We start from the raw sequence: 12,545 nt of genomic DNA, 5'->3' as shown, positions 1-12,545 counted from the left end.
GCGCCGTTCTATGGCGAGAGCTCGTTTGTCATGTACCGCAAGGACCTGATGGAGAAAGCCGGGCTCAAGATGCCCGACGCACCGACCTGGGAATTCATCGCCGACGCTGCCCGCAAGATGACCGACCGCGCCAATGACATCAACGGCATCTGCCTGCGAGGCAAGGCCGGATGKGGCGAGAACATGGCCTTCCTGACCGCCATGTCCAACTCCTTTGGCGCGCGCTGGTTCGACGAAAAATGGCAGCCGCAGTTCGACCAGCCCGAATGGAAAAAGACGCTACAGTTCTATGTCGACCTGATGAAGGACGCCGGCCCCTCTGGCGCGTCTTCCAATGGCTTCAACGAAAACCTGGCGCTGTTCCAGCAGGGCAAGTGCGGCATGTGGATCGACGCCACGGTTGCGGCTTCCTTCGTGTCGAACCCCAAGGACTCCACCGTTGCCGACAAGGTTGGCTATGCGCTGGCGCCCGACAATGGTCTCGGCAAGCGTGGAAACTGGCTGTGGGCGTGGTCGCTCGGCATTCCGGCCGGCACGCAGAAAGCAGAAGCGGCTGAAAAGTTCGTCTCCTGGGCAACCAGCAAGGGTTACCTCGACCTCGTCGCCTCGAAGGAAGGCTGGGCCAACGTTCCTCCGGGAACGCGCAGCTCGCTTTACGCCAACCCTGAGTACCAGAAGGCAGCCCCCTTCGCCAAAATGACCCTGGACTCGATCAACTCGGCCGACCCGACCAAGCCCACCGTCAAGCCGGTGCCTTACGTCGGCGTGCAGTTCGTGGCCATTCCGGAGTTCCAGGGCCTTGGCACGACGGTTGGACAGCTTTTCTCGGCGGCACTCGCCGGACAGTCGAGTGTCGATGACGCGCTGGCTGGTGCTCAGACCGCCTCGGTCCGTGAAATGACCCGCGCCGGCTACATCAAATAGGGCATCCTCCCGGTGCCTGGCCGTCCGGTCTCCCAGTCCGGACGGCCCCTTTCCGCTCGAAGCATCTTTTGATCTTACGCGGTGATATCAATGGCTACTCGACAGACCCGTACGCTCGCGCGCTTCATGATGGCGCCGTCGGTGATCCTTCTCTTTGTCTGGATGATCGTGCCATTGGCGATGACGCTGTGGTTTTCGTTCCTGAACTACAATCTGCTCAATCCGGGCAATGTCAGCTTCGCCGGCCTGTTCAATTACAAGTATTTCTACACCGACCCGGCCTTCTTCCAGTCAATCTGGAACACGCTGGTTCTGGTTGTCGGCGTGCTGCTGATCACCGTCATCGGCGGCATCGCGCTGGCGCTGCTGCTCGACCAGCCGATGTTCGGCCAGGGCATCGTGCGCATCCTGGTGATCTCACCGTTCTTCGTCATGCCCCCGGTGGCGGCACTGGTGTGGAAAAACATGATCATGCACCCTGGCTACGGGGTCTTCGCCGACATCGCCAGGTTCTTCGGCGCCCAGCCAGTCGACTGGTTCGCGCAATACCCGCTGTTTTCCATCATCATCATCGTTGCCTGGCAGTGGCTGCCATTTGCCACGCTGATCCTTTTGACCGCGCTTCAGTCACTCGATGGCGAGCAGAAAGAGGCCGCCGAAATGGACGGCGCGGGCTTTGTCAGCCGCTTCATCTATCTGACGATCCCCCATATCTCGCGCGCGATCACGGTGGTCATCCTGATCCAGACCATCTTCCTGCTCGGCGTCTATGCGGAGATCCTCGTCACCACCAATGGCGGCCCGGGCTACGCTTCGACCAACCTGCCCTTCCTGATCTACCGCACGGCACTTCTTGGCTACGACGTCGGCGGCGCATCGGCCGGCGGCATCATCGCGGTCATCCTTGCCAACATCGTCGCCTTCTTCCTGATGCGCGCCGTCGGCAAGAACCTGGACAAGTGAGGAGCAAACCATGGCACGCGCAGTCTCGACCAATCGCAAGATCGGGTTCACCGTGGCGGCCTGGGTGGTGGCCCTGCTGATCTTCTTTCCCATCCTTTATACGATCATCACCAGCTTCAAGTCGGAGACCGAGGCGATCGCAGGCTTCAGCCTGATCCCGTCGGGCACGCTGGAGAGCTATGCCGAGGTCCAGGCGCAGAGCAACTATTTCAAGTTCTTCCTGAATTCGGTGATCATCGCTGTCGGCTCGACGATCCTCGCTCTGCTGATTGCCATTCCTGCCGCCTGGTCGATGGCATTTTCGCCGACCAAGCGCACCAAAGACATCCTGATGTGGATGCTCTCCACCAAGATGATGCCGGCGGTTGCCGTTTTGGTGCCGATCTACCTGATCTTCCGCGACACCCATCTTCTCGACACCCACATCGGCCTGACCGTCATGCTGATGCTAATCAACCTGCCGATCGTGGTGTGGATGCTCTACACCTACTTCCGCGAAATCCCCGGCGAAATCCTTGAAGCCGCGCGCATGGATGGCGCCTCGCTGTGGGGCGAGATCGTCTACGTGCTGACGCCGATGGCGGTACCCGGCATCGCCTCGACCATGCTGCTCAACATCATCCTGGCCTGGAACGAGTCGTTCTGGACCATCCGCCTGACCACCACCAACGCCGCACCGCTGACCGCCTTCATCGCGTCGTTCTCCAGTCCGCAAGGCCTGTTTTGGGCGAAGCTTTCSGCGGCCTCGACACTGGCCATCGCACCAATCCTGATCATGGGCTGGTTCTCCCAGCGCCAGCTCGTCCGCGGCCTGACTTTCGGCGCCGTGAAGTAGTCGAACCCGCGGGAGGAAACCATGGGAAACATCAAACTCAAGAAAGTGTCGAAATCCTTCGGCGCGACAATCATCATCCCCAATATCGACCTGGAGATCGAAGACGGCGAGTTCGTCGTCTTCGTCGGGCCTTCGGGCTGTGGCAAGTCGACCTTGCTCAGGCTGATCGCCGGCCTGGAAGACACGACCTCGGGCAGCATCGACATCGATGGCCGCGACGTCACCGGCGAGGCTCCCGCCAAGCGGCGCCTGGCGATGGTCTTCCAGTCCTATGCGCTCTACCCGCATATGAGCGTCTACAAAAACATCGCCTTTCCGCTGAAGATGGCGGGCGACGATCCGGCCGTCATCGACAAGAAGGTCAAGGATGCTGCTCGCGTCCTGAACCTGACAAACTATCTCGAACGCCGCCCTGGCCAGCTCTCGGGTGGCCAGCGCCAGCGCGTCGCCATTGGCCGCGCCATCGTGCGCCAGCCTTCGGCCTTTCTGTTCGACGAGCCGCTGTCGAACCTCGACGCCGCCCTGCGCGGCACGATGCGCCTGGAAATCAGTGAACTTCACCACCAGCTCAAGACGACGATGATCTATGTCACCCACGACCAGGTCGAGGCGATGACCATGGCCGACAAGATCGTGGTGCTGAATGCCGGCAACATCGAGCAGGTCGGCTCGCCGATGGACCTCTACAAGACGCCCAAAAACCTGTTTGTCGCCGGCTTCATCGGCTCGCCGAAGATGAACCTGATCAACGGTGCGGCGGCTGCCAAGCATGGTGCGACGACCATCGGGGTCAGGCCCGAGCATCTTGGCATCTCGACCACATCAGGCGAATGGAAAGCGACGGTCGGTGTCGCCGAACATCTCGGTTCCGACACCTTCCTTCACGTCCAAGCAGACCAGGTTGGCCCGCTGACAGTCCGTGCCGACGGCGAGATCGGCGTGCGCCATGGCGAAACGATCTACCTCACCCCCAGCCCGGCCAAGATCCACCGCTTTGGCACCGATGGGAGGGCGATGTGAGCGCCAGGCTCAAGGGCAAGTCGGCGCTGATCACGGGTGCCGCGCGCGGCATCGGCCGTACTTTCGCCGAAGCTTATGTCCACGAGGGTGCGACAGTTGCCATCGGCGACATCAATCTTGAGGCCGCCGAAAAGACCGCCGCCGAGATCGGCACGTCGGCCTATGCGGTCAAGCTGGATGTGACCGACTTGGCCTCGATCGAAGCGGCGGTGAAAGCAGTCGAAGCCAAGGCTGGCGGGATCGATATCCTCGTCAACAATGCCGCCCTGTTCGACCTCGCTCCCATCGTCGAGATTTCGAAGGCAAGCTACGACAAGCTGTTTGCCGTCAATGTCGCCGGCACGCTTTTCACCTTGCAAGCGGTTGCCCGCTCGATGATTGCCGCTGGCCGGGGCGGAAAAATCATCAACATGGCGAGCCAGGCCGGTCGTCGCGGCGAAGCGCTCGTCGGTGTCTATTGCGCCACCAAGGCCGCCGTCATCAGCCTGACCCAGTCGGCTGGGCTCGACCTGATCAAGCATGGCATCAACGTCAACGCCATCGCCCCGGGCGTGGTCGAGGGCGAGCATTGGGACCACGTCGACGAGCTGTTTGCCAAATACGAAAACCGGCCCCGAGGCGAAAAGAAGCGCCTTGTCGGCGAAGCCGTCCCCTTTGGCCGCATGGGCACGGCACAAGACCTCGTCGGCATGGCGATTTTCCTCGCCGGGTCGGAGAGCCAATACATCGTCGCCCAGACCTACAATGTCGATGGCGGCAACTGGATGAGCTGAAGACAGCGTTCCTCTCCCCGTTCACGGGGAGAGGATGCCGGCAGGCAGGTGAGGGGCAAATCTGACCTTGCCAATCTTGGCATGGCCCCTCATCCGGCCCTTCGGGCCACCTTCTCCCCGTAAACGGGGCGAAGGGATTGGAGACGTCTGCGCTGAACCCCAAAAAGAAAGCGTCGAACCATGACCGTGAAACTCTCCCAAGCGAATCTCGGCCAGCTTCCCGCCAACGTCGCGCGTCCAACCTACGACCGCTCGTCGCTCACGGCCGGCATCGTGCATTTCGGCGTTGGCAATTTCCATCGCTCGCACCAGGGCGTCTATCTCGACGAGCTGTTCAATTCCGGCATCGGCCATGATTGGGCGATCGTCGGCGCAGGCGTCTTCGACGGCGAAAAGGTCGGGCGCGCCAAACTTGCCGAGCAGGATTGGCTGACCACCGTGGTGGAGCAAGACAGCGGCCATATGAGCGCCCGCGTCACTTCGGTCATGATCGATTTCCTGATGCCCGGCGACGCCACAGCCATCATCGAGCGCCTGGCCGACCCGGCGATCCGCATCGTTTCGCTGACCATTACCGAAGGCGGTTATTTCATCGATCCGGCATCCGGGGTGTTCAACCCGGCCCATCCCGACATTGTCGCGGACGCTGAAAACATCGCAACGCCGAAGACCGTGTTCGGCATCATCCTTGCCGGTCTCATGCGGCGCCGCGAAGACGGCATAGTGCCCTTCACCGTCATGTCTTGCGACAACATCCCGGGCAACGGCCATGTCACATCAGATGCGATGGTTGGTCTCGCCCGGCTTGTCGATGAAACGCTGGCTGACTGGGTCAGCGAAAACGTCGCCTTTCCCAACAGCATGGTCGACCGCATCACTCCTGCCACCACCGATCGCGAACGCTCCATCTTGAGCAGCGATTTCGGTGTCGACGATAATTGGCCGGTTTTCTGCGAGCCGTTCAAGCAATGGGTGATGGAGGACCATTTCACCGATGGGCGCCCCGCGCTGGAAAAGGTCGGCGTGCAATTCGTCCATGACGTCGCCCCGTTCGAGCTGATGAAGATCAGAATCCTCAATGGCGGCCATGCCACTATCGCTTATCCCGCCGGGCTGATGGACATCCATTTCGTCCACGAGGCTATGGACAACCCGCTGGTGTGCGCATTCCTTGCCAAGCTCGCGCGCGAGGAAATCATCCCGACCGTGCCGCCGGTACCGGGTGTCGTCCTGGAAGAGTATTGCCAGCTCATCGAGCGCCGCTTTTCCAATCCGAAGATTGGCGACACCGTACGCCGGCTTTGCCTCGACGGATCCAACAGGCAGCCGAAGTTCATTATTCCGACGATAGCCGACCGGCTGAAAGCGGGAGCTGGCATAACGGGCCTCGCGCTCGAATCCGCGCTCTGGGCTCGCTACTGCTTCGGGACTACCGATTCAGGCGCGGTGATCGAACCAAACGACCCCAACTGGAATCGCTTGCATGCAACCGCAAAGGCAGCCCGAGGCGCGCCCGAGACCTGGCTCGCCATGGAAGACATCTACGGCGAAGTCGGCAAGTCGCCGATCTTCGGCAAGACCTTCGGCCATAGTCTCGATACGCTTTGGAAGCTGGGGACCAAAGAGACGCTGACGCGTTACCTCGGCGACAGTTTGTGAGCCAAGTCCAAGCTGCCGCTGACCGCTGGAATTACCAATGACCCGCATATAGACTGCGCGTCATGGCTTTGATTTGCGCACTTTTACATCAGGTGAAATTGCGACCAACTCCGTCCGGCAGCAGCAGTCGGCACGGGCCTTGCAGGGCGTTGTCATCCTGATGGCGACCTATCTATGTGCCGTCGACGTGGGCACAGGCAGCGCGCGCGCCGGCATTTTCGATCCCACAGGCAAGCTGCTCGGCCGCGCCGAACACCCCATCGCCATGAACCGCTCGATATCAGGCCAATGCGAGCACGATTCCGAAAACATCTGGCAGGCAGTTTGCGTGGCGGTGCGTCTTGCGCGCGCGACCGCTGACGTTGAGCCCGGCGACGTCGCCGGCATCAGCTTCGACGCGACATGCTCGACCGTGTTCAGGGGCAAGGCTGGCGAGCAGGTTGGCGTGTCGGGCTGCGGTGAGGACCGCTGGGACACCATCGTCTGGCTCGACCATCGCGCCTTGGCGGAGGCCGACGAATGCACGGCGACCCGCAACGACGTGCTTGATTATGTTGGCGGCGTCATGTCGCCGGAGATGGCAACGCCCAAGCTGATGTGGGTCAAGCGTCATCTGCCGGAAAGCTGGGTCCGTACCGGTCAGCTCTTCGACCTTGCCGATTTCCTCACCCACAAGGCATGCGGCTCGGTCGCCCGCTCGCAATGCACGCTGACCGCCAAATGGACCTATCTCGCCCACGAGCGCGAAGCATGGCGTCACGACTTCTTCACGGCAGTCGGCCTTGCCGACCTCTTCGAACATGCCGCATTGCCTGGTCGGGCAAGCCCGGTCGGCTCCGATCTCGGCCCGCTTACGCCTGCTGCCGCCTCGGCGCTGGGGCTCACGATTGCTTGCCGCGTCGGCGCCGGCATGATCGACGCATTTGCGGGTGCTGTTGGCGTCATCGGCGGCCGTCCCGGCATCGAACGCCATCTCGCCTTGATCGCGGGCACCTCGAGCTGCGTCATGGCCATGTCGGCGGAACCGCGCCCCTTTGCCGGGGTGTGGGGGCCGTATTTTGGCGCGGCACTGCCTGATCTTTGGCTAAGCGAAGGTGGCCAGTCGGCGACAGGTGCCCTGCTTGACCACATCATCCGCTGGCATGGTGCCGGCGGCGAGCCCGACGTTGCGATGCACCAGCGCATCACTGAACGTATCATGCAGCTGCGTAGCGTCGAAGGGCTCGATCTGGCCGGGCGTCTGCATGTGCTGCCCGATTTCCACGGCAATCGCTCGCCGCTGGCCGATCCGCATGCGCTTGGCGTGATCAGCGGGTTGACGCTCGATGTCTCCTTCGACAGCCTGTGTCGGCTCTACTGGCGCACGGCCGTTGCCATAGCACTTGGCCTTCGCCACGTGCTCGACGCGCTCAACGCCAACGGCTACGGCATCGACACGCTGCATGTCACCGGCGGCCACACCCGCAATCCGTTGCTGATGGAACTCTACGCCGACGCGACCGGCTGCACGGTCGTCGAGCCAATTGGCGGCGACGCCGTGCTTTTGGGCACGGCGATGGCTGCGGCAGCCGCGGGCGGCCTCTATCCAAGCCTCACCGAAGCTTGTGCGGCGATGCGCCAGGAGGGCCGCGCCCGGCGACCCAATCCAACGGCTCAGCCGCGCTTCGACCGCGATTATCGCGTGTTCCTCGAAATGCACCGCCAGCGCCGATTGCTCGACGAACTCAGCTAGATTCGAGTCCATTGTTCCCATCTCGATGGGACCTAAGTCGCTTCCCCACGCAACCAGACGCGCATATTGGTTGCAATGATGTGGAACGCCTACGGGCGTTTCCATAGCTGGGCTTGGGCTGGGTCGAACAGGGAGCAAGCGCTGTCATGATCCGCCTCGCCGTTGTCGACGACCGCCCTCTCCTCCGCGAGGGCGTCGTGCGAAGCCTGACCGAGATCGGCGGGTTTGAAATCATCGGCGAAGGCGCTTGCTCAAACGACGCCCGCAAGCTCGCCCAGGAAGAGCCAGAGATCATCCTGATGGACATCAGCATGCCCGGCGGCGGCATGAATGCCGCACGTGACATCCTCGCCGAGCAACCCGGTCTCAAAGTTGCTCTGTTGACGGTTTCGGAAGCCATCAGCGATCTTGTCGAAGCGCTACAGCTTGGCGTGCGCGGCTACATTCTCAAAGGCGTCGGATCGCGATCGCTGGCCGAGATACTGCACAGGATCGCCGGCGGCGAAATCTATGTGGCGCCCGTGCTTTCCGCGCGGCTTGTCGCCGATCTGGAATCGCGGATAGCCAAGGACAGCGGCAGCAATCTGCTGCACCGATTGACCCGCCGCGAAGACCAGATCCTGCGTCTCGTCGGCAATGGGCTCAGCAACAAGGAAGTGGCCATGCGCCTGAGCCTGCACGAAAAGACAGTCAAGCATCACATGACCAAGGTCTTCGCCAAGCTGGGCGTTCGCAACCGGACCGAGGCGGCGATGATCATGCACGAAATTGGCGCAGGCGCCCGCTGAGATGAAAACCTCGACCGGCATGCCCAGCAACAGCCGGTTGTCCTTGAGCTTGGCAGGTTCCTTCTCCGTCACCGCGACATCGGCGACTTCGGTGCCGCGGTATTACCGATCGACATCGCCTCGGCGATCTTGCTCTGCTTGAGCATGGATTCCAGGTCGGCTTTGTTGACATTGAAGCTGGTCCGCATGATCGTTACTCCGAGACGTTCAGTTGTTGGAGGACATGCGACGGGTCCTCGCGCCACCAGAGCAAAGGGGCTGTCGCAGTAACTATTTCATTGCGGTTCGGAAAGGCTGCCGTGGTGAAAGGCGCCATGAAGGCCGTGCGCTGAACTTGAAACCAGGCATACGACTATCCCTTCGCGCCATACGAACGCGGCGCAACCACCATTTTCGTATTCGTTCAGTCGACCGGGCTTGGAATTCACAAACCAGCTTCGGTCAGAATCGCAAGAATTCGCACGACTCTCGCCGGGAAGGACGCCTTGGTAGACAACAAGGTCTCATCAAATGGGGACACCTTGGTCTCGCCCCGCCCACTGACTTTCAGTGGAGGGGAACACGCGACCAATGATCCGGCCGCTGTCGTGACCAATGGCCAGGAGCGCAGAGGTCTTTGGCCTCGTATCAAGGCCCCTTTCAGCTACTGGCACAGGCTTAGCCTGACAGCGCAATTTCTGACTGTTGCAACGCTGATCGTTTGCGGTTCGATGGCCATTCTCGGCCAATGGCTGAGCTCCCAGATCGAGGCCGGGCAAGTTCGTAGCCGGGCGGAATCCGCCAGCCTGTACATGCAGGGGTTCCTCGCCCCCCATATCCGTCATCTCAACGAAAATCTGGAAATGTCCGAAAAGCACATTCAAGAGCTGGATCGGATGCTTGTAAGCACGGATCTGTCGGAGCGGGTCGAAGGGGCCAGGATCTGGCGCCAAGACGGCACAGTGGTCTACAGCACCGAAAAGTCGCAAATCGGCAAGTTGATGCTGACGCCCGACGTCGAAAGGGCCTTTGCCGGGACCATCGTCGCGCAGCTTGAAAGGCGCCCCGACGACGAGGACGGAGTGAACAGGTCTTACCCGCTGCTTGAAATCTACGCCCCCATCTACCGCACCGAAGCCGCCGGGGTTGTCGCGGTGGGCGAGTTCTACGAAGAAGCCGGCCCTTTCATGGAAAGCCTAGCAAGCGCGCAACGCCAGGCATGGGCAGTCGTCGGGCTCACCACAGCGGCCATGATGGCGCTGCTGTTCCTGATCGTCAGACGGGCAAACAGGCTGATCACGAGCCAGCAGCACACGCTCGCCAACCAGTTGGCCAATGCACAGGAACTTGCCGAACAAAACAGTGCGCTCGGTGCCATGGCCGACAAGTTGCGAATAGCTGCCAGCCAGGCCAACGAACGCCTGCTCAATCGCATCGGCGCGGACCTTCACGACGGCCCCGTGCAGTTGCTCAGCCTGCTGATATTGCGCCTGGGCCAGTCGCCGTACAAAATGCGCGGCACATCGGCCAAGGCTCCGCCGTCGCCAGACACAAGCCCTGTCGACACCGACGCTGAGGAATTGGCCAAGCAGGTCTTGTCTGAACTTCGCGACTTGTCGGGCGGGCTGGTACTTCCCGAGATAGGGAGCCTCAGTCTCGAAGAGACGCTGAACCTTGCCATCGCGCGCCATGAACAAGCTACCGGAACGATGGTCGAGACAACATTTGACGCGCTTCCGGAGCAGAGAGATCCTTCCTTGAAGATCTGTCTCTTCCGCGTCATTCAGGAGGGGCTCAACAATGCATTCCGCCATGGCGAAGCGCAACAGCAGCACGTTTTGGCCCGCTCCAGCGACACGTCCATAACCGTGATCGTCTCGGATTCCGGACCTGGGCTCGCGGTGCGAACCGATCCGCAAGGACGCGTCAACCCGCTCGGACTTCAGGGCATCCGCAACCGCGTCGAAGTGTTCGGTGGCCGGGTTCAGCTACGCCCCAGCCAGCCACGTGGCGCTGAACTGTTCGTGGAAATCCCGCTGGCCGCCCTTCCAGCCAGCGCGGTAGACCTAAAGGCATCGACGACGGCTTGAGCACAGTGCGCCCGTCTGGACGCACGCAAAGAGCCCGATCCGTTAGTGAAACGCCGGCTCCCGGTCACGCCGGCTCTCCGCCTCCATTTTCTGCGCGGCGATAACCACCTCAAGGCGGTTTCGCGCCTGCAGCTTCTGCATCAGCACGGTCATGTAATGCTTGACCGTCTTTTCGCTGATCCCAAGGGAGACTGCGATTTCCTTGTTGGTTCGGCCGCGCAGCAGGAGACGGATGATCTGCTCCTCGCGAATGCTGAGCTTGATCGCCTGCGCCGCGATTTTCCGCAGCGACGCATTTCTCAACGCTGAGATGACTTTGCTGGCAAAACCCTGCGTGATGTAGACCTCGCCGCCATAGACGGCGCGAACGCCCCTCAGCACCTCGTCGGAACTGCTGCCCTTGAGGATGTAACCACTTGCGCCCGCTTCGAGCGCCCGGACAGCGGCCTCGATGCCCGTCGATGCGGTGAAGGCCACCACTTTCGTGCTTTCCGACCTGGAAGCGATAGCCGCGATGGCATCGAASGCATCGCCGGGCAAACTTAGATCAAGGATCAGAACATTCGGCAGATGCCGAACTACAATTTCGATGGCATCAGCCGCCGTACCGCCGCATGCCACGACATCAAAGTCGCCTTCCATTTCGAACATTCGAGCAACGCCAGAAAGCAACAGCGGATGGTCATCGACCAACGCGATGGAGATCGTCATGTACTCAAACCCCTACCCCTTACGCCGCTTAGGTAGTGTAGGCGTGTCGGGTCCTCGCGTAAACAGATGTATTAGCAATTAGTTAACCACCAGCGCTTCGACGACGGCACCGGCACGATCCAGGCCATTTCTGGCGAGAACCTTTGGCGAAACCGGACTGAAATCCCTATCCGAATTGGGTAGCTTCACGTGCTGACCTACGCCCAACGGTGGAGGCAGTGGGCTGGAATTACCCCTTTTGTGGTACAAAGACATGCCCTCGCCTGAGCCGAAATGGTGCAGCCAAGCGTGCTGCGCCATCGCGGTGATCTCATGCCGTGCGGAAACGACTTTGGAGCAAGCCTTTGCGGTTTTGCCACCAACTGCTGATCGCCGGAAGCGCATGAATCGAAAGCTGGACCGCGACGATCGCGACGCAAACAATGATCAGGTAGGCCACAAGGATCGCCGAAGCGGGAACGGTGAAGTTGAACTGCACCAGCGCCCCCAGCGCCACCGGCACGTACCAGGAGGCGACCGAAATGGCGCCCGATGCCAAAAAGGCATGCCGCTGCTGGTTGCTCATCGACAAAAACAGCGGCTTGCCGATCTGTTCTTCTATGCGCGGCAGCACCACAGCGTGGATGAAGACGCCATTGACACTTAGCACCCACACAATGGCGAGCTTGGCCCAGATCTTTTCATTGGTCAGCTTCACGGGCTCGCAAATTGCGTAGAGCACGAGAAATCCAAGTCCCGTCACCAAAGGACAAGCAGTCCGACATTGACCAATCTGGAAACGAACTTGAACACGATCCATTTTTCGGGCGTGATCTTTTCGCTGACAAAAAACCGCATCAGCATCAGGTCGAGCACCGTGGCGCCACCCAGGCCAAGTGCCAAGCCTATGAAATGAACGAACCGCAAGATTGTGCGGGTAGCCAAAACAACGTCGGCACAAAATGCTTGAAGTAGAAGGCTCATCGCGTTTCCCTCGCAAAATGAGAAATCAGGAAAACGCGCGGTCCCGCCGATGCCTTGAGCCTCTCATGGCAAAAGGCTCGCACGCAACGTCAGGACAACGCGCACAAA

At 60.8% G+C, this 12,545-nt stretch carries 12 protein-coding genes; 9 read left to right on the top strand and 3 right to left on the bottom strand.

Features of this window, described 5'->3' with window-relative positions:
• The 9 genes from AC1DWF_RS14290 to AC1DWF_RS14250 all read left to right on the top strand — a co-directional run.
• The coding region (locus AC1DWF_RS14290) for an extracellular solute-binding protein (protein ID WP_476841788.1) at positions 1-924 on the top strand (924 nt) is incomplete at its 5' end.
• A gap of 90 nt (positions 925-1,014) precedes the next feature.
• Positions 1,015-1,887: a carbohydrate ABC transporter permease gene (locus tag AC1DWF_RS14285; RefSeq protein WP_476784586.1), complete on the top strand. Its 873-nt coding sequence runs from the start codon at positions 1,015-1,017 to the stop codon at positions 1,885-1,887.
• Between the two features lie 10 nt (positions 1,888-1,897).
• Positions 1,898-2,722, top strand: a complete 825-nt coding sequence (locus tag AC1DWF_RS14280; RefSeq protein ID WP_476784587.1) for a carbohydrate ABC transporter permease — start codon at positions 1,898-1,900, stop codon at positions 2,720-2,722.
• A 21-nt stretch (positions 2,723-2,743) separates the two neighbouring features.
• On the top strand, positions 2,744-3,742 hold the full coding sequence (locus AC1DWF_RS14275; protein WP_476784588.1) for an ABC transporter ATP-binding protein: 999 nt from the start codon (positions 2,744-2,746) through the stop codon (positions 3,740-3,742).
• Entirely contained in the window at positions 3,739-4,515 is a 777-nt protein-coding gene (locus AC1DWF_RS14270; RefSeq protein WP_476784589.1) for an L-iditol 2-dehydrogenase, read from the top strand. The genes AC1DWF_RS14275 and AC1DWF_RS14270 overlap by 4 nt, the downstream gene beginning before the upstream one ends.
• Before the next feature lie 180 nt (positions 4,516-4,695).
• The gene (locus AC1DWF_RS14265) at positions 4,696-6,174 is read left to right on the top strand and encodes a mannitol dehydrogenase family protein (protein WP_476784590.1); all 1,479 of its coding nucleotides are present in this window, start codon (positions 4,696-4,698) and stop codon (positions 6,172-6,174) included.
• Positions 6,175-6,334: 160 nt separating this feature from the next.
• Positions 6,335-7,906 carry an FGGY-family carbohydrate kinase gene (locus tag AC1DWF_RS14260; RefSeq protein ID WP_476784591.1) on the top strand — a complete coding sequence of 524 codons (1,572 nt, stop codon included), beginning with the start codon at positions 6,335-6,337 and terminating at the stop codon, positions 7,904-7,906.
• Between the two features lie 146 nt (positions 7,907-8,052).
• Complete coding sequence (locus AC1DWF_RS14255) at positions 8,053-8,694, top strand: LuxR C-terminal-related transcriptional regulator (RefSeq protein WP_476787919.1); 642 nt, start codon at positions 8,053-8,055, stop codon at positions 8,692-8,694.
• Positions 8,695-9,179: 485 nt separating this feature from the next.
• The gene (locus tag AC1DWF_RS14250) at positions 9,180-10,763 is read left to right on the top strand and encodes a sensor histidine kinase (protein WP_476787918.1); all 1,584 of its coding nucleotides are present in this window, start codon (positions 9,180-9,182) and stop codon (positions 10,761-10,763) included.
• Between the two features lie 42 nt (positions 10,764-10,805).
• Here AC1DWF_RS14250 and AC1DWF_RS14245 read toward each other — a convergent pair whose 3' ends face one another.
• From AC1DWF_RS14245 to AC1DWF_RS14235, 3 genes are all read right to left on the bottom strand, one after another.
• Complete coding sequence (locus AC1DWF_RS14245; RefSeq protein ID WP_476786323.1) at positions 10,806-11,474, bottom strand: response regulator; 669 nt, start codon at positions 11,472-11,474, stop codon at positions 10,806-10,808.
• A gap of 310 nt (positions 11,475-11,784) precedes the next feature.
• Positions 11,785-12,273, bottom strand: coding sequence for a hypothetical protein (locus AC1DWF_RS14240; RefSeq protein WP_476786322.1), 489 nt, complete (start codon positions 12,271-12,273; stop codon positions 11,785-11,787).
• Positions 12,213-12,437: a hypothetical protein gene (locus tag AC1DWF_RS14235; RefSeq protein ID WP_476786321.1), complete on the bottom strand. Its 225-nt coding sequence runs from the start codon at positions 12,435-12,437 to the stop codon at positions 12,213-12,215. The genes AC1DWF_RS14240 and AC1DWF_RS14235 overlap by 61 nt, the downstream gene beginning before the upstream one ends.
• Between the last annotated feature and the right edge of the window lie 108 nt (positions 12,438-12,545).

The organism is Aminobacter sp. P4_D5, from assembly GCF_056401815.1.
This window is presented reverse-complemented; position numbering and strand designations above follow the sequence as displayed.

What these genes read in the sequence shown, in the direction of transcription:
- AC1DWF_RS14265 (WP_476784590.1), top strand. Translation starts at nt 4,696, where the DNA reads ATGACCGTGAAACTCTCCCAAGCGAATCTCGGCCAGCTTCCCGCCAAC.
- AC1DWF_RS14235 (WP_476786321.1), bottom strand. Translation starts at nt 12,437, where the DNA reads ATGAGCCTTCTACTTCAAGCATTTTGTGCCGACGTTGTTTTGGCTACC.
- AC1DWF_RS14260 (WP_476784591.1), top strand. Translation starts at nt 6,335, where the DNA reads ATGGCGACCTATCTATGTGCCGTCGACGTGGGCACAGGCAGCGCGCGC.
- AC1DWF_RS14275 (WP_476784588.1), top strand. Translation starts at nt 2,744, where the DNA reads ATGGGAAACATCAAACTCAAGAAAGTGTCGAAATCCTTCGGCGCGACA.
- AC1DWF_RS14255 (WP_476787919.1), top strand. Translation starts at nt 8,053, where the DNA reads ATGATCCGCCTCGCCGTTGTCGACGACCGCCCTCTCCTCCGCGAGGGC.
- AC1DWF_RS14240 (WP_476786322.1), bottom strand. Translation starts at nt 12,273, where the DNA reads ATGGATCGTGTTCAAGTTCGTTTCCAGATTGGTCAATGTCGGACTGCT.
- AC1DWF_RS14285 (WP_476784586.1), top strand. Translation starts at nt 1,015, where the DNA reads ATGGCTACTCGACAGACCCGTACGCTCGCGCGCTTCATGATGGCGCCG.